The organism is Helicobacter sp. 23-1046 (assembly GCF_053654635.1).
Window position 1 is genome coordinate 109,515 of sequence record NZ_JBSIUS010000004.1, and the last position, 17,370, is coordinate 126,884.

The 17,370-nt window shown below is 43.7% G+C and carries 18 protein-coding genes; 13 read left to right on the forward strand and 5 right to left on the reverse strand.

The window, feature by feature from the left end:
- Positions 1-205 precede the first annotated feature (205 nt).
- Genes ACWIUJ_RS08985 through ACWIUJ_RS08995 form a run of 3 tightly spaced genes read right to left on the reverse strand, consistent with a single transcriptional unit; the run spans position 206 to position 2,687 of the window.
- Positions 206-670: a PaaI family thioesterase gene (locus ACWIUJ_RS08985; protein ID WP_454150104.1), complete on the reverse strand. Its 465-nt coding sequence runs from the start codon at positions 668-670 to the stop codon at positions 206-208.
- A gap of 9 nt (positions 671-679) precedes the next feature.
- Positions 680-1,621 (reverse strand): tRNA 5-methoxyuridine(34)/uridine 5-oxyacetic acid(34) synthase CmoB, encoded by a 942-nt coding sequence (cmoB, locus tag ACWIUJ_RS08990; RefSeq protein ID WP_454170379.1) that lies wholly within the window; start codon positions 1,619-1,621, stop codon positions 680-682.
- Positions 1,622-1,655: 34 nt separating this feature from the next.
- Positions 1,656-2,687 (reverse strand): hypothetical protein, encoded by a 1,032-nt coding sequence (locus ACWIUJ_RS08995; protein ID WP_454170381.1) that lies wholly within the window; start codon positions 2,685-2,687, stop codon positions 1,656-1,658.
- Positions 2,688-2,816: 129 nt separating this feature from the next.
- Here ACWIUJ_RS08995 and rnc point away from each other — a divergent pair, with 129 nt between their 5' ends.
- From rnc to ACWIUJ_RS09030, 7 genes are read left to right on the forward strand one after another with little or no spacing between them, the layout of a single operon-like run.
- Positions 2,817-3,515 (forward strand): ribonuclease III, encoded by a 699-nt coding sequence (rnc, locus tag ACWIUJ_RS09000; RefSeq protein WP_454170383.1) that lies wholly within the window; start codon positions 2,817-2,819, stop codon positions 3,513-3,515.
- On the forward strand, positions 3,512-4,600 hold the full coding sequence (gene aroC / locus ACWIUJ_RS09005) for a chorismate synthase (RefSeq protein ID WP_454170385.1): 1,089 nt from the start codon (positions 3,512-3,514) through the stop codon (positions 4,598-4,600). The genes rnc and aroC overlap by 4 nt, the downstream gene beginning before the upstream one ends.
- A 17-nt stretch (positions 4,601-4,617) precedes the next feature.
- On the forward strand, positions 4,618-6,045 hold the full coding sequence (gene gltX, locus ACWIUJ_RS09010) for a glutamate--tRNA ligase (RefSeq protein ID WP_454170387.1): 1,428 nt from the start codon (positions 4,618-4,620) through the stop codon (positions 6,043-6,045).
- Entirely contained in the window at positions 6,045-6,428 is a 384-nt protein-coding gene (gene rbfA / locus ACWIUJ_RS09015; protein WP_454170389.1) for a 30S ribosome-binding factor RbfA, read from the forward strand. The genes gltX and rbfA overlap by 1 nt, the downstream gene beginning before the upstream one ends.
- Positions 6,428-6,898, forward strand: coding sequence for a ribosome maturation factor (locus tag ACWIUJ_RS09020; RefSeq protein WP_454170390.1), 471 nt, complete (start codon positions 6,428-6,430; stop codon positions 6,896-6,898). The genes rbfA and ACWIUJ_RS09020 overlap by 1 nt, the downstream gene beginning before the upstream one ends.
- 9 nt (positions 6,899-6,907) lie before the next feature.
- Complete coding sequence (gene ribD / locus ACWIUJ_RS09025; protein WP_454170391.1) at positions 6,908-7,972, forward strand: bifunctional diaminohydroxyphosphoribosylaminopyrimidine deaminase/5-amino-6-(5-phosphoribosylamino)uracil reductase RibD; 1,065 nt, start codon at positions 6,908-6,910, stop codon at positions 7,970-7,972.
- Positions 7,960-8,691, forward strand: coding sequence for a tRNA1(Val) (adenine(37)-N6)-methyltransferase (locus ACWIUJ_RS09030; RefSeq protein WP_454170392.1), 732 nt, complete (start codon positions 7,960-7,962; stop codon positions 8,689-8,691). The genes ribD and ACWIUJ_RS09030 overlap by 13 nt, the downstream gene beginning before the upstream one ends.
- Before the next feature lie 24 nt (positions 8,692-8,715).
- Here the strand turns inward: ACWIUJ_RS09030 and bioD are convergent, their stop codons facing one another.
- Positions 8,716-9,372: an ATP-dependent dethiobiotin synthetase BioD gene (gene bioD / locus ACWIUJ_RS09035; protein ID WP_454150085.1), complete on the reverse strand. Its 657-nt coding sequence runs from the start codon at positions 9,370-9,372 to the stop codon at positions 8,716-8,718.
- A gap of 370 nt (positions 9,373-9,742) precedes the next feature.
- Complete coding sequence (locus ACWIUJ_RS09040; RefSeq protein WP_454170394.1) at positions 9,743-10,483, reverse strand: outer membrane protein; 741 nt, start codon at positions 10,481-10,483, stop codon at positions 9,743-9,745.
- Positions 10,484-10,794: 311 nt separating this feature from the next.
- On the opposite strand from ACWIUJ_RS09040, the gene alaS reads away from it, so the two are divergent.
- The 6 genes from alaS to ACWIUJ_RS09070 all read left to right on the forward strand — a co-directional run bounded on the left by alaS (position 10,795) and on the right by ACWIUJ_RS09070 (position 17,263).
- Positions 10,795-13,827 (forward strand): alanine--tRNA ligase, encoded by a 3,033-nt coding sequence (gene alaS, locus ACWIUJ_RS09045; RefSeq protein WP_454170412.1) that lies wholly within the window; start codon positions 10,795-10,797, stop codon positions 13,825-13,827.
- 107 nt (positions 13,828-13,934) lie between these two features.
- Complete coding sequence (locus ACWIUJ_RS09050) at positions 13,935-14,114, forward strand: hypothetical protein (RefSeq protein ID WP_454170396.1); 180 nt, start codon at positions 13,935-13,937, stop codon at positions 14,112-14,114.
- A 43-nt stretch (positions 14,115-14,157) separates the two neighbouring features.
- Positions 14,158-14,907 carry a hypothetical protein gene (locus tag ACWIUJ_RS09055; RefSeq protein ID WP_454170398.1) on the forward strand — a complete coding sequence of 250 codons (750 nt, stop codon included), beginning with the start codon at positions 14,158-14,160 and terminating at the stop codon, positions 14,905-14,907.
- Positions 14,908-15,093: 186 nt separating this feature from the next.
- Positions 15,094-15,867 (forward strand): hypothetical protein, encoded by a 774-nt coding sequence (locus ACWIUJ_RS09060; protein ID WP_454170400.1) that lies wholly within the window; start codon positions 15,094-15,096, stop codon positions 15,865-15,867.
- 92 nt (positions 15,868-15,959) lie between these two features.
- A complete protein-coding gene (locus ACWIUJ_RS09065; RefSeq protein ID WP_454170402.1) occupies positions 15,960-16,871 on the forward strand; it encodes a hypothetical protein in 912 nt (303 codons plus the stop codon).
- 95 nt (positions 16,872-16,966) lie between these two features.
- Positions 16,967-17,263, forward strand: coding sequence for a hypothetical protein (locus ACWIUJ_RS09070; RefSeq protein WP_454170404.1), 297 nt, complete (start codon positions 16,967-16,969; stop codon positions 17,261-17,263).
- The last annotated feature ends 107 nt before the right edge of the window (positions 17,264-17,370 follow it).

The following is a 17,370-nucleotide window of genomic DNA, read 5'->3' on the forward strand; positions in this document are numbered from 1 at the left end:
GCTATGGCTTGGTGCATCAAGCTTAGGTTGGGTGGGTTTTGGGCTGAAACAAGCATCTTTTTCCTTCCTTATTTGTTGTTGATACCTCCTCTTATGTTGTTGTGGTAAGAGGAGGTAGCTTTTTGCAAGCGATGCTTTTAATCTATCAAAATACACTTTAAGTAAATTTTGTTGTTGTATTTGGAGAATCTTAGCGCAGGGGGTATTAGTTCATTTTTTCCAGTGCGATAGAAAACGGAGCTTTATCAAACACAGCGATATGAAACACCGCGTCAAAAATTTTAATATCAAGCAAGTAGCCCTCTACTTTAACTTCACATTTTTTGCTATCATCTTGGATACTTTGAGTATAAAAAAACACTTCGTGTCCTAATTCAATAGGTGCTAAAAACTTCACATCAGAGGCAATCATTATGCTATACCGCTTATTTATAGTTACCATTGCAGCATAAGAGGCAGCGTTAAACACATAGCCTGAATGAATGAGTTGGTTGCGTTCATTTTTATCCATAACCATATTTTCATCAGGCACGAATCGCACTACCGCCCTGCCTTTTGCTAATTTTGTGATATTCCCGCAATTATACAAATCCTTACAAACATTTATATCATCGGTTTCTAGGGCGGTGCTTCCATCTTGTGGTTGTTGCTCTTGATTTTGCTCATCCATTGTGTGTCCTTATAGTTTTTTTAGTTTAAAATATCCTCTAAGCGGAGGTTCATATCCCTCCACAGTCTTGCCGTTGGTGTCTAAAAAACTCTCTAAACTAAGAGAATCTATCCAATCGCTTTTGCGTTGTTCTTGTGTAGTGGTGGGGTTAAGCGCGAGGAGTTCAAACTCCCCAAACCCAGCTCGCTCACACCAGCCTTGCAAGGCACTAATGCTAGGGATAAAATACACATTACGCATTTTTGCATAGCTTTGTTTTGGACATAAACAAACCTCTTGTTCGTTTTCAAACAACAAACAATCCAAAAATAACTCCCCACCTTTTTTCAGCCCCACGCTCAAGTGCTTAAGGCTCGCAATGGGGTCGCTTCGATGATAGAGCACACCCAAACAAAAGATACTATCAAATCGCTTGTTGTGTGCTTCGCAAAAGTCTCGCAATTCCTCGATTCCCAAACGATAAAATGCAATAGGAGTTTTGGCAAAATGGTTGATAAAGTCAAATTGCGCTTTGCTTGCAGCACTTGGGTCAAACCCAAAAAGCTCTCTTGGCGCGAAACGAAGCATTTCAAAGAGATAATAGCCATTGTTGCACCCCATATCAAGCACACTTTTGCCCTCCAAATCCAAGTGCGGAGCAAGGATATTAAACTTTATACAGCTCCGCCATTCAGAATCTATATGCAAATCATCAATGAAAAATGGTCCTTTGCGCCACGGCTTGAGAGATTTAGCAATGGAGAGTATGCGCTCTTTTTTGTCAGCACTTAGGGGTTTTTTGGGTTGTAAAACGATTCCATTGCTTTGAATGTCCTTTGGCTTTAAGACAAGCTCAAATTCATCATCTATGTAATCCAACGCACGAAGGCTTTCTAAAAATGCCATAAAGTCCCTGCTTTGATTGCGTTGATTGATTTTGTGTTGTAGATATTGTTCTAAGTAGAAATTCACCTCTGCCCCCAAAATTTTAAAGTTGTCCTTAGTCCTAGCAAACCCCATCAAAGAGACTTGGAGCATTTTCAAATGCAGCAAGTTCAAAAATGCGTGCCAACCCATCGCTATGTAAGCCAAAAATAAGCATAAAGTTAAATTCTTCATTTCTTATAAAGTGGAAAATTTCCTCATAATTTTTGTAAAACAAAAACCGCTGTCCGTGTATAAACATAAAGCTCGCGTGCTCTTTGTCTTTGGGTAAAAGATAGACCTTTTTCCCCCATTTGGCAAATTTATCCAAGTAACGCACATAGTTCTCAAAATAACCCAGATTCTCTTCTATGATAAGCACGCGTTGGCTTTCGCCATATTCCTTGCGCCTACCAAAAGAGTCGATAAAGTTTGGCTTTAAAAAGGGGAGTGATTGAAACTTTGCTATATCAAACAAAACGCCTCTATCTTCACAAAAGCCAACCACCGCGCTCAAATCATCGACAAACAAAAATGGCATATTAAGCAAGTATTCTTTTGAATTATAAAAAACGCGCATATCAAAAAGCGTGTAAGAAATGAGGTTAAAAGGCATACTAAGCGGTTTAAGTAGGGATAGAACATTAAAGGCGATAGTAAGAAGTTTTTGTTCGTTTGTTATTATGTAGCGCGTGTGAGGGGTGAGAGATTCCAAAAGGGCGAAAAAATCCCCATCGCTAAAAATCACACTTCTATCCACGATGATTTGTGCACCAATAGCACATTGAATCTCGCTAAAACTCACAACATCAATATCATTGCGCAAAATACTATCTCGCACCAAGCGCACAACGGCATCTTGCAAGTCATCAACTTCAATCCACGCGATTTCTTCATCTCGTTGCTCTAAATTAAGAGAATCTTTGGCATAAATCACACCATACGCGCCATTTTCGATAGCTTTAGCAAGAGTGGCACTCGAGCAATCTCTGGCTATGAAAAGCCACCCACGCTTGATTTTATCTGCAAGGCTTGTGATGTTTTCAAATTCACTAATTGATGGGATTCCGATGAGCTTCCCCCTTACAATTTCTTTTGCCTCACTCACTCTCATACAACTGCCTCTCTATGCCTATTTTGGTTTATTTTTGCGCTAAAGTGTAGCAAATTAGATTCCATAAAAAAGTATTTTTGCTATAATGGCTAGGCAACTTTCAAGGATTTCTTTATCAAGGATTTAGAGGTGGAGGACTTGAGCGAAGTCAATAAGGCAAACTTAGAAGAATTGCAAAAAGCCATCAATTACTACTTTAGCGATGAGGAGTTGTTGATAAAGGCACTTACACATCGTAGCTGTAAAGATGCGCCTAATAACGAACGCTTGGAATTTTTAGGCGATGCGGTGTTGGACTTGCTTATTGGTGAGTATCTTTTTAGGAAGTTTCCGCGTGATGATGAGGGCGATTTGTCTAAATTGCGTGCGTGTATTGTGAGCGAAAGTGGATTAGCAAAATTTGCATTAAAGTTAAATTTAGGCAAGTATATTTTTGTCTCTCAAAGTGAGGAGCACAATGAGGGCAGGCACAAGCACTCTATTTTGTCTAACACTTTTGAGGCGATTATTGGCGCAGTGTATTTAGAATCTGGTCTTAGCGTGGCGAGCAAAATCACTTATGAATTGCTAGAATCTTGCTATGAAAAAATTGATTTTAGCCTCTCAAGCGATTACAAAACACTTCTCCAAGAGCTCACCCAAGAACGCTTTAACGCAATCCCAGAATACAGGGTTATCAATCAAAGCGGACCTGACCACAAAAAGACCTTTGAAGTGGCTTTGTTTTTAGATGATAAGGAATATGCCCGTGCAAGTGGAGGTTCTAAGAAAAAAGCACAGCAAAAATGCGCAAAAATCGTGTATAAGAAATTAAGGAATGAGGAATGAACACTTTTGGGACGCGCCTACGCGTGAGCACCTTTGGAGAATCACACGGCAAAGGAATTGGGTGTGTGATTGATGGGATTCCAGCGGGATTGCGTATCGATGAGGAGTTTATCCACGCTCAAATGCTCTTGCGACAAGGTGGGAGGAATGCCTATGCCACAGCGCGTAAAGAAGCTGATGAGGTGGAGATTCTTAGTGGTGTGTTTAATGGTGTGAGCACAGGTGCGCCAATCGGGCTTTATATCGCCAATAACGCGAGCAAGTCCAAAGACTATGAAAACATTAAAGATATATTTCGCCCATCTCACGCCGATTTTACTTATTTTCACAAATATGGCATTAGGGATTATCGCGGTGGTGGCAGAGCTTCGGCGCGCGAGAGCGCACTTAGAGTAGCAAGTGGCGCGATTGCTAAACTTTTGTTGCAAGAATTTGGCATACGCATAGGCGGAGGGATTATCGGTGTGGGAGAGATTCAATCCCCGCGATTAGATTTTGGCTTGAGTGATTTTGAGCGTGCGCAAGAGTGCGAGATTTTCACCCTTGATGAAAATCTTGCCCAAGCACAAAAAGAGCGCGTGCTAGAAGCAAAAAGAGCGCACGATAGCGTGGGTGGCGTGGCGTTAATCAAAGCCTTTTGTGTCCCCATTGGGCTTGGCGAGCCGTTGTATTATAAGCTAGATTCTGCTATTGGTGCGTTAATGTTAGGATTAAACGGCGTGAAAGCTGTGGAAATCGGTGCAGGGAAAGAATCTGCTATGATGAAAGGGAGCGAATATAACGATTGTATGGATTCTCAGGGCTTTATGAGTAATCGCAGTGGTGGAATGCTCGGTGGGATTAGCAATGGCGAAGAAATCGTGGTGCGCGTGTATTTTAAGCCAACGCCTAGCATTTCTCTCCCACAATCCACTCAAGACACGCAAGGAGCAGTGCAAACTTGCGAAGTCAAAGGACGGCACGACCCGTGCATCGCCATTCGTGGTAGCGTGGTCGCTCAAGCCCAGCTTGCGCTGATTTTAGCAGATTTGTTATTGCTTAATGCCAGCGCGAAGCTCTCTTATTTAAAAAAGATTTACACATAGATTCTAAGGATTTCACAATGATTGTTACACGATTTGCGCCCTCTCCTACGGGCTATTTGCATATTGGCGGATTACGCACAGCGTTGTTTAATTATCTTTATGCGCGACAAAGTGGCGGGAAGTTTTTACTCCGCATTGAGGATACAGACACAGCGAGGAACAACGAAGATGCCGCACAGGCGATTATTGATTCATTTAAGTGGGTGGGGCTTTCTTATGACGGGGAAGTAGAGTATCAAAGCAAGCGATTTGATATTTATGCGCGCTATATTAAAGAGCTTTTAGAGCAAAAAAAGGCGTATTATTGCTATATGAGCAAGGAGGAATTAGAATCTTTGCGCAAAGAAGCGGAATCTCAAGGCACAAAATGGCGATATGATAACCGCTACCGCGAGTTTAGTGGCGAGATTCCAAAAGGAGTTGAGCCTGTGGTGCGGATTAAAGCTCCATTAAGCGGACAAATTCGCTTTATTGATGGCGTGAAAGGCGAGATTTGCATTGAGGCAAAGGAAATCGATGACTTTATCATCGCCCGCGCCGATGGCAGCCCTACTTATAATTTTGTCGTTACCATTGATGACGCGCTAATGGGCGTAACCGATGTGATTCGTGGTGATGACCATCTCAACAACACCCCAAAGCAAATCATTTTATATCAAGCACTTGGGTTTAGTGTGCCGAAGTTTTATCATTTGCCGATGATTTTAAACCAAGAGGGCAAGAAGCTCAGCAAGCGTGATGGCGCAGTGGGAGTTATGGAGTATCAAAAACTTGGCTACTTGCCACAGAGTTTGCTAAATTTCCTTGTGCGACTTGGTTGGAGCTATGGCGATGAGGAGATTTTTTCACTCCAAGAAATGCTAGAGCGGTTTAATCCAAGCAATCTCAACACTTCTGCCTCAAGCGCGAACTTCCAAAAACTTCTATGGCTTAATCATCACTATATCACACATTTGCCAAATGATGAGCTTAGCGCGCTTTTAGCAGATTTTGATTGTGAGAATCTCCAAAAGTGGCTTGCCTCGCACAATCCAAACGCGACTTATGAGAGCGTAAGGGACACGCTTTTTACCGAGTTAAAGGAGCGGAGTCAAACTTTGGTTGAATTTTCTCATAATCTTAACGCCGTGTTGCAAACACCCACGCATTATGATGAAAAACTCGCTAAAAAACTTGATAGCGCGGGGTTGGAGTTGCTTAGTGCGTTGCGTGAGATTCTTAGTAATGGACTGAGCAACGCGACAAATCCAAGCCAGATAGAATCTTTGCTCCATAATTTCATAGAATCTCAAGGCTTAAAGCTCGGGCAAGTAATGCCTTTGTTGCGCCTTGCTTTGCTTGGCAGGGCAGGGGGCATTGGTGTGAATGTCGCACTCTTTGTGCTTGGTAGAGAGCAGGCACTTATCCGTCTAGATTCTTGCATTGCGCATTTTAAGGAGGCATAATGCAAAACATCAAAACGCTAAAAACTCAAAGCCTCCTCCAAGAAGTGCTAAGCACCGCGCTAAGTGAGCTTAACAACCCGCTTATTAACAACCTTTGTGTGAGCAAGGTGGAATGCAAAAAGGGCAAGCAACACGCTAAGGTATTTATAGAATCAAGCGGGATTGAAAAGGACAAAAGAGAGGAAATCCTGCGTGCGCTCAATAAAGCGAAGGGAATCTTAGCCCAATACACGCTAAGCGCGACTTCGTGGTTTAAATGCCCCGAGTTTAGCTTCGTGCTTGATGATAGCTTGAGTGAGGCGCAGAGTTTAGAGGCGATTTTTGCTAAGATTCACGCGCAAGGTGATTGTAAAAATCCCAAAGCCACCGCAAAGGAGCAATAATGCCAAAACCATTGCTAAATACACTTATTAGCAAGGTTGAGGCACTTGCTGGCTCGCTTAATCTCGCGTTGTATGATATGTTTTGGTGCAAGGAAAATGAGGAGCATATTTTGCGCGTGCTGGTGGTAAAGGAGCTTAACGCCAATAAGAAACGCGAGAGTGTGAGTATCGATGAGTGTGCGCGTTTTAGCACTGCACTTTCTCCAATGCTTGATGTAGAGCTTGATGAGGAAGATTCTTATGTCTTAGAAGTGGGCTCAGCAGGCTTAGAGAGAGTCTTAAAGGCAAAGCGACATTTTGAGCTTAGTCTCTTTGATGAAATCGTGGTGAGAAAGAGCGATAAAGACGAAGTGCGCGGGATTGTATCAAATGTGAGCGATGAGGGTATCACCCTTGAAGTAGCCAAAGATTCCCCCGTGTTTATTGCCTTTAGCGAGATTAAAAAGGCAAAGAGTGTGTTTGATTTTTAGGACGCACGAATGCAAGGCAGGCTAAATGAAATCCTTATGCGTGAAGCAATCACGCTCGCGTGGGAGTATCAAACGCTCACTTTGCCAAACCCAAGCGTGGGCGCGCTTATCTTTGATGAGAATCGGGGCATTCTCGCGCGTGGCGTGCATAAAAAATCTGGCACGCCACACGCCGAGCTTGATGCCTTTAGCAGTGCCTTTAGAGATATGCTTAAAGAGCGTGGGGACACAAAGACGCTAAGCAAGCTCGATTCTCTTATTACAAGTAACCAAGTTGCCAAACTGCACGAATTTCTCTGCCAACACGCACAAGGCGTGTTTAATGATTGTGTTGTATTTGTGAGCTTAGAGCCTTGCACGCATTTTGGTAAAACTCCGCCTTGCGCGGAATTGCTTAGAGTGCTCAAGCCAAGATGCGTTATCATCGGCGCGAAAGATTCCACTAAAGAGGCGCAAGGAGGCGCGAAAGTCTTGCAAGATAGTGGCATAGAAGTCCAAATGGGAATCTGTGAGAAGCAAGCACAAGAGTTGCTCTACCCGTTTTTGTGCTATCAAAAGAGTAATGCCTTTAGGCTTTTTAAACTTGCCACACGCTTGAATGGTGATTATACAAGTGGGCGCATTTCGGGGGAAGATTCTCAAATATTTACGCATAATCAACGCGCAGTGAGCCAAAGAATTGTCCTCTCAAGCAAGACTTTTATACACGATTTGCCAAAACTTGATTGTCGTTTTGCTAAGATTCCCTTTGATAGCACGCATTTACCGCACATTAGCATTTTGGCGCGTGAGGACTTTGATAGCACGCAAAACCCCCACACAAAGGGGCGCGATATACACATAGCCTCAAATCCAAACGAGCTGGGCTTAGAGCGTGGGTTTAGCATTATTGAGGGCGGGTTTAACCTCTTAAGTGTGTTGCGCGAGCATATTGATATGGCGTTGCTCCATATCGCGCCGAATTTCTACACACAGCACCAACCGCCAAGCACAAGCCTGCCAAACGCATTGCAAGATTTTAGCATTACACATCTTAGTCATAATGGAGAGGACATTAGGCTATGGCTACGCTAAATCTCTATCAATTTAGCGATGGCTATTGCTACAATACCGATAGCCTAATCCTCGCGCATTTTGCCAAAGATTTTTTAAAGCCAAATGCGCATTTGCTTGATGTCGGCGCGGGCTGTGGGATTTTAGGGCTTTTGTGCGCGCGTGAAATGCCCTTAAAGCTCGAATTTGTAGAGATAGATTCTAAATCTTGCGCGTTGATAGAAAAAAACGCGCATAATGCGAACTTCGCGCAAGATTACACAATCCATAATGCCGATTTTCTCTCCCTGCGCTTAGAGGAGCAAAATTGCTTTGATTATCTTATCTCTAATCCGCCCTTTTATCATAGCGATATTAAAAGCCCCAATGAGCGAAAAACGCGTGCGAGATTCCAAGATTGCTTGCCCTTAGATTCTTTATGTAAAAAGGCGAAGTCTTTACTCAAACCGCGTGGGAATCTCCTGCTATGTTATGATGCACGCCAAAGTGCCAAAGTATGCGCCTCTCTTAGCAATGCAGGATTTCATATCCAATATGCGCGCTTTATCCACCCGCTTGCTTCTCGCCCCGCGAGTTTGTTTGTGCTTAGTGCCAAAGTCGATTACAAGGGCAACAGCGAGATTCTCCCGCCACTTTTTACGCATAATTCCCCCAATCAGCAAGACAACACCAAAGAGCTCCAAGAGATTTACGCGTGGGCGAGCACTTTTAGCCTTAAGGTCCAAAGTTCAGACATTTAAATGTCTCATTTTTATAAAGAGAATCTAAAAGACTTTCAACGCGCATAGTTCGTTTTTAAGCACCTGCGCGGATTTCTCAAAAGATTGCTTATGTATGCAATCCTCTCTAATCTCGCACAGCGGGAAGTGTGCGAGCTTGAGATTCTCTATTTCGTAATATTTGGACAAAAATTTGTCCATTTTCTCCTCATACTCCCCGCTAATGACTATCGCAAGAATTTTAACCTTCCGCACCGATAACGCTTTAAGACTGAGTAAAATATGATTAAGTCCGCCCAAATAATATCCACCCACTAAAATCACAGGCAATCCACTCGCACTGACAAAATCAATATTACAAAAGTCTGAATCTAGCGGAGTGTAAATCCCGCCCGCACTCTCAATAAGCAGATTTTCACTGCAAGGCAGGGCGATTTGTAAGCCATTATACTCCACACCCTCGAGTTGTTTGCCGATGTGGGGGCTTGCTGGAGTTTGCAAAGTGATACCATTAGGGAAAATGCGCGTTTTTGGACTAAGTGAAGCGATAATCTCTCTATCTTGTGGGAATCCAGCTTGGATAAGTTTAAAATAATCAAAGCCAAAGCCAAAGCACAACGCCGCGCTTACTAAAGTTTTCCCCACATTGGTATGTGAGCCTACTACTACAAATGGCTTGTGTTTAGCGTTATGGATTGCCATATTAAATCCTTTGTGTATTGATATTTATATAAGTGTATCCAAAGAATCTTACACTTATATTGTCATTACGAGCGATTACATTGTCGTCCTTGAGATGAAACCAAAAATTTCTATTTTGTCATACTTGAGCATAGCGAAGTATCTCTATTGTCATTTTGAGCATAGCGAAAAATCTCTTTATTGCGCTTTAAGATACTTCGGGTTTCACCCTCAGTATGACGAAATCTAGATTCTTTAGCTTAGCAATATGGATTTGTAAGGTTTGTGGTAAAGAATGTTGTGTTAGCTGTGGAGATTAGTGCAAGGGATAAATAAGTAGTTGTTTATGAAGCGCAAGCCCAAAGTCAAAACTTGGGGCTTACAAAAAGACTTAAAAGCTAAAGATATAGCTTACATTTACCGCCCAAGGTCGAGCGTGCGTAGTAGTAGTAGTAGTAGTGCCCTGAACTGTGGTCGCGCCTACGGCGTTAAAAATCTCTGCATCTGGTAGGTAGAATCTCCCTCCTACTTCGATTCCGTGGCTCTTAGCGATATTAGCGCGCAAGCCTACATTGAGCGCGACTTGGAAATTCGCATAGCTCCTGCCCTTGCCTGTGCCACCCTTTGGCTCGAAATCTTCACCATTAGCTATCCAAGTAGTCCCGCCAAGTCCTACACCAGCAAAGAGACCAAATGTAAAACTATCGCTATTAGCGAAGTTTAAAAGTGCGTCCGCACCCACCATATAATCTAAATAAGTCGTGTAGTAAGTATGCTGTGTGCCTGAGATAAAGCTCACATTCCCACCAGCTGCAGGGAGTGTGGTGCTAAGCTGTGTGAGGCTTCCTGTGCCCGCGCCTATCATTCCATACGCGCGTGTCCCAAATCGCTTAGAATCACCAAAAAACCACTTATATCCACCCTTAATCGCTAGACTTGGGAGAATATCTTTAGCTGTGTTCGTCACTGGTGCTGGAGAAGTCGCCTTTGCTTCTGCTTTGACAGAAGTTAATCCTACTTCTAGCCCGACAAACGCGCCATCATCTTCAGCTATCGCGCTCGAAGCGAGAATCGCGCTTAATCCTAGTGCGATTGCACCTTTTGTTATTGTGTTTTTTTGCAAGTTTTGCATTGTGTATCCTTTATGTTAAATTTAGAATAGAAATTGCTAGTGTAGCTAAGAATTTTAATTTTTTGTTTAAAATTCTTCATTTTGTAAAATTTTAATTGATTAGAGGGTGTATGAAAAACGATAATATGGACATTCGGGCGTTGTTTTTGGAATTTTTTGCGAGCAAGCAAGGCAAACTAGACACAAAATCTCAAGCACACGAGACAAACGCACAATCTAGCGACACGATACACGCGAGCACGGATTCTAGCGCGCAATCTCCAAATAGCGCAAAATCTAGCACGCAAGGCGGGCATACAATCTATGATTCTATGCCTTTAGTGCCTGATGATAGCAGTTTGCTTTTCACAAACGCGGGAATGGTGCAGTTTAAAGACATTTTTACGGGCAAGATTCCCACGCCCACGCCTCCGCGTGCGACTAGCTCACAGCTATGTATCCGCGCAGGTGGCAAGCACAACGACTTAGAAAATGTCGGCTACACCGCCCGCCACCACACGCTTTTTGAAATGCTGGGTAACTTTAGCTTTGGGGATTATTTCAAGCGCGAGGCGATTAGCTTTGCGTGGGAGTTTGTAACGGAGGTTTTAAAATTTGATAAAAGCCTGCTGTATGTAACGGTGCATACAAGCGATGATGAGGCTTACGAGCTATGGCAGGAGCATATCGCGCCAGAACGAATCAAAAAAATGGGCGATAAAGATAATTTTTGGCAAATGGGGGATAGCGGACCTTGCGGACCTTGCAGCGAGATTTACATCGACCAAGGGGAGCGGTATTTCAACGGAAGCGAGGATTATTTCGGCGGAGAGGGCGATAGATTTTTAGAGATTTGGAATCTTGTCTTTATGCAGTATGAGCAAAAAGACGGCGTGCGAACCCCCCTGCCACGCCCAAGTATCGACACAGGAATGGGGCTAGAGCGCGTGTATGCGCTCAAAGAGGGCAAAATCAATAATTACGACACTTCGCTTTTCGCGCCCTTAATGGCGTGTATCGAAAATCTCACAGGGCTAGCTTATGTGCGCGATGATGAGATTTTGGATTGCCACAATGACACAACGCATTGTCATACTTCAGCGCAAGCCCGAAGTATCTCAAAGCACAATAAAGAGATTTTTCGCTCCGCTCAAAATGACAACATTGCAGATTTATCGCAAAAAGCTGAATTGCTCAAAGCCCAAGCGTCTTTTCGCGTCATCGCTGACCATTCACGGAGCGTGGCATTTTTGCTTGCGCAAGGGGTAAATTTCGACAAAGAGGGGCGAGGCTATGTGCTTCGCAGAATCTTGCGCCGAGCAGTGCGACACGGCTACTTGCTGGGGCTTAAAAAGCCCTTTTTATACGAAGTGGTGGGCGAAGTGTGCGAGAGTATGGGCGCGCATTATGGCTACTTGCTCGAGCGCAAAAGCGCGATAATGGAGCAATGCAAAAACGAAGAAGCGCGGTTTTTTGAGACCATCGAAGCGGGAATGGAACTCTTTAATGAGGAATTGCAAAAACTTATGCAAACCACGAAAAAGGACAAAAAATCAGAATCTGATTTAAAATCAAGCAAGCAAGATTCTCGAGCGGAAGTATTTTCGAGGGATTTTGTGGGTTGTCAAGCGCGAAGCGAGGGAGTTACCAAAGGGGTAATGACCGAAGCTAAGCGCGAAGACTCCCGCAAAAGCACCGAAAAGACAACGCGCATAAAGCACATTTTTAGCGGGGAAGTGGCATTCAAACTTTATGACACTTACGGATTCCCGCTTGATTTGACGCAAGATATGCTCCGTGAGAGTGGAATCGAAGTGGATTTAGAGGCGTTTGAACAATGTATGAACGAGCAAAAATCGCGCTCCAAGAAAAGCTGGAAAGGCAGTGGCGATGAAGTGAAAAATGGCGATTTTAACGCGCTTTTAAGCGAATTTGGCGAAAATGCGTTTGTGGGCTATGAGAGCGTGAGCGCGGAATCTAAGATTTTGGCGTTGCTTGATTCTAGCTTTAAGCGCGTAGAATCTCTCAAAAGTGGCGAGAGTGGCTGGGTAATGCTTGATAGGACGCCGTTTTATCCAGAATCTGGAGGACCCATAGGCGATAAAGGCACACTAAATCCCCCCATAAATTCGTCTGTGGGTAATCATTCGCGCAATCCCTCCGCCCCGCTTCACTGCGGCGCACACTCTAGTGCGCCTCATTCGCAGGGCGAAGCGATTACGCAAAGCACCACCGCACATACTAGAATTTTAGATTCTAAAAAAAGCGGTGGGTGTGGCGAGATTCTCGCAGAAGTGGTGGATACAAAGAAGTTTTTTGGGCTTAATCTTAGTCAAGTGCAAGTCAAAAGCGAACTCAAAGCAAGCGAGACAATTTGTGCTAATGTGGATTCTAATGCGCGTGCAGAAATCGCCAAGCACCACAGCGCGACACATTTGCTCCACCTTGCGTTACGAGAGATTTTGGGCTCTCATATCGCCCAAGCAGGAAGTCTGGTAGAATCTACGCGCTTGCGCTTTGACTTCTCCCACCCAAATGCCCTAAGTAGCGAGCAAATCGAGCAAATCCAAGATTGTGTCAATGCGCGGATTTGGCAGGGGGATTCTCAACAATGCGAGATAATGCCAATCGCACAGGCAAAAGCAAAAGGCGCGTGCGCGCTCTTTGGCGAGAAGTATGGCGAGGAAGTGCGCGTCATCACTTTTGGGGAGTCTATCGAGCTATGCGGGGGAATCCACACGCCAAACACCGCGCAAATCGGCAGTTTTTACATTGTCAAAGAGAGTGGTGTCTCAAGTGGGGTGCGCAGAATCGAAGCGGTATGCGGGCGTGCGGGCTATGAATACGCTAAAAACGCGCTCAATGAGGGCAAACAAGCGCGCTTAGAGCTAAAAAGCAACAACATAATAGAAGCCATCGCCAAACTCAAGCAAAGCGCGAAAATGGCAAAAAAGGGCGGGGCTTTAAATGGCGGTGCAAGTGGAAATCTAAGCACCAAAACCTTGCAAGCTAAGCAAGTAAATGGCATAACACTCATCGTGCAAAGTATCGAGGGCGCAGACATAGCCGAGCTCAAAGAAGCGGTGGATAATGCCAAAAATCAGCACGGCGCAAATGGTGTGGCGGTTTTGCTCGCTTCATATAATGATGGCAAAATCTTGCTTGTCGCAGGCGTGAAAAATGCCAACATCAAAGCGGGCGAGTGGGTAAAGAGTGTAGCGCAGAGTTTGGGAGGCAATGGCGGGGGCAGAGATGACTTCGCCCAAGCGGGCGTGAAAATGGAGGGGGTAGATTCTCACGCGATAGAATCCAAAATAAAAGACGCCTTGCAAAAAGCAACAGAGATAGCCAAAAAATATACTTAAAAATTTATATTCAATAAATATTGACATATTATGTTTTTTAACATATAATTATCTCGTGCTTTGTCATTTATTTGACAAAGCACAAATTTTACCATAAGGAGTGCGCTATGAAACGCATTTTTCTTTCTTTAGGAATCGTGGCGGTGCTAGGAGCCAATGGGCTTGTGGCTAATGAAGTGGTCGATACTCAAACACCTAACTTGCAAAAGCAAGAGTTGGAGCTTCTCTTTGGTGCGAATGCTAATGATGTCAATGTCGTGGCATTCTCCGCCATTTACTTTTACTAACGATATTTAACATATAAACAAAATCAACATAAGGAGTTTGACAATGTTATCAAAACTACAAAACAAAATGTTTGTTTTGCTTCTAGCAGGTGGGATAGTAAGTAGCGCGCACGCGATTTGTGTCGAGGACTGCTCGAGCTTTAGCGTTGGTGTGGGCGGGCTTTACTCGAAGTTTAATGGCTCAAATGCGGGCGTGGAATCAAGTGGCGGATATGTCTCATTAGAGGCATATAAGGTAACAGGCAGGATAAAGTCATATTCAAGTGTGCAATTTGGTGCGGGTAACAGCACCCTTTCTGGTGCGACTTTAGCGGATTTAGGCAATCCCCCAAATCATTTCCTTGTTTTCACTCCAAAGATTGGGGTCAATATCGCAAGTAAAAACGCGCCTATTTTTGTAAATTTCTTTGGTGAGCTTTATTTGCACGATACTTCAAATAGCAAGGGTGTTGAGCGTGAGCTTATCACGCTTGGTGGTGAGATAGAGGGGATAATCCCCGCGGGCAATGCGCTTAGTATCACTTATAGCGCGGGATATGGCTGGCTAGGCTATGCGCATTATAAGCTTGATGGGGTAGATTCCAGAGTGGGTGCTGGTGCTAACTATATGATTAAAGCAAGTGTAGGAGCGTCTTATGTGCTTAGCGATAGCGTTTCGACATATTTGCGTTTGATTGGTAGATATTACAACACGGCTAAAGATTCTGCAATCGTGCAAGTCAATGGTGTGGATAAGAGCTATCCTGCAAGCAGTAGCTATGTGGGAATGGTAGAGATTGGTTTAGAGTTTTAGGACATTAGGGCTTAGGAGCTTGGGAATCTCCATTTCCAACAAAGCCCTTATTTGCGCCTAATCGTTACAAGTTGTAGAAAAATTCGATATATATATATATATATATCCATTTACTTTTTATAAGTAAAATCTTATTACTTTAACTTGGTTAAAGTTAAAGAAAATTTTATCATTAAGGAGACTTCAATGAGAAAAGTTCTTGGTGCTATTGTAGTAGCAAGTGTGTTTGGTATCAGTGGCTTAAGTGCGCTTTGCACAGATTATTACTGCGGTGGGATTAGCTTCTCTTTAGGCTATCGCTATGCAGACCATAATGCTCAAGGTGCGCATATCAATGACCAAAACATTGGATATATTGGCTTTGGCGTGCGTTTCGCTACACCACAAGAGTTGTTACAACTTGTGGTGAATTACAGAGGAAATGCTTACATTCGTGGTAGAAGCAAAGTTACGGGCTTGCCAGATGATGTAGGTGGCACGAACTCTGGCAGTGGCTTTGATGATACAAGCGTAAAACTAGGTGTGAATCTCGCTTCACAAGAAGTGCCCTTTTATGTCAATGTGTTTGCGGCGGCAGATAATTACAGCACACGCATTAAAGAAGATGGTGTAGATGTCAAAGTGCCTTACTTCGGTGTGGAGCTTGATGGGAAGTTCCCCGCAGGCACAGGGAATAATATCGAGTGGAGCTTGGGCTATGGCTACGCGTTGAAAGATTCTGTGGAGTATCGCTTCATCAACTCTGACCCAGCTAAGGCGCAGGGGCATATCATTCGCGCGAGTTTAGCACTTGCGATGCTTGAGGGACGCCAAGAAGTGCAGGCCTTTTTACGCCTTGTAGGCAAGTATCAAATGCTTGATGCTTCTACCTCTACAAACTATGGCGCAACGCCTACTGCTATAAACTACCCAGCGACTAAAAATGCGCAAGCAATGGTCGAGCTTGGCGTGAAGTTCTAAGCAGAGCTGTCTCTTAGGCATTAGCTTTGCTTAATAGGGCTAGATTCTATGCTTTGACATTATAGAATCTAGCTTTTGTTTAAGGGTTCAAAATGCAGCGATTGCTTAGGGTATTTATACTAATATGTGGTGTGGCGTGCGCGTTAGGTGGCGCACCCATAAGTGTCGATGAGCTGGTATCAAAAAATAAAGAATGGCGGTTTATCACTTCGCTTTCGTATATCAATATCCTAAGCAAGGGCTTCTCTTCTACCACTGTGCCTGTGCAAAATCCTCAAGGTGGCTTTATCAATATCCCTGTGATAAGCGGGGCGCAAAACACTAACCAAGATTATCTTGGATTTTCACTTTATGGGCGATATGGCTTGACTAAGCGCGTGGAGCTCTTTAGCACCATAAATGCGTATTGGCAAAATAGCCTTAGCACCAATACAACGAGTAATGCCTATGTCTCAACCTCACAAGGCGACTTCAACTCGTGGAATCTCGGCGTGCTCGTGCAGGCAAAAAGAGAGGGCAAAGCCCCAGCCTTGCTTGTGGGTGGGAGTGTCGATGTCATCGATAAGAGCACCTTTACGCCATTAAATGCTGGCGATTCTTCAAAGTCCGCCTTGCAATATGGCAAGGGCTACTCATTTTTTGCTACGACTTACTACACCGCTGACCCTATCGTATTTTTGCTTCAAGCGAGCTTTGGGCTAAATTTAGATAAGCGATTTGCGGGGAGGAGTGTCAATGGTGGCGAAGTCTTTAGTCTAATTCCTAGCATTTACTTCGCAGTCAATCCGTATGTCTCGCTTAATGCAGGAGTGAGCTATCAATATAGGAGCGCGGATTCTATCAATGGGGTGCGTTACGCACCGCAGGGCTCATCGCTAGGGTATAACTTCGGCGTGGCGTATGAAGTAGCGAGTAATGTCATCATCTTTGGCAATGCACAATTACTTGAAACCACGCAGTATAAAAGCTCCTCGCTTTCTCTAATGCTGTCGTTTAAGATATAATATAAATATTGACATATTAGATTATTTAGTATATAATTTCTCTCGCGCCTTGTCTATATGACAAGGCACAAAAATCTATTTAAAAGGAGTAAAAAATGAAAAAGCTAGCAACTTTTTTATTTGTGGCAATGCTTGGTGCTTCAGTGCTTAGCGCAATTGAAGTGCGAGCTCAGCAAAGTGTAAGTGGCTTACAAAGCCAAGAGTTAGAGGCTCTCTTTGGAGCGAATGCAAATGATGTCAATGTCGTATTGCTAAGTGAAGAGGAGTTGAAAGATACTCAAGGTGAGTTAGCACCAGCTGTTGTTTATATTGGTAGTGCTATTGCTGGCGGAGCTTTAGGTGCGTTGGGTGGAGACATTTACAGAGGCATCAAAAGAATATTTGGGTGGTAAGGTAGGTTTTACCTTAATTACCTAAATTTACCCTAGCCTTGAGTATTACTCAAGGCTAATTTTCCTTATGTGGAGGTTTTTATGTTAAGAGTTTTTTCTTTGTTGGT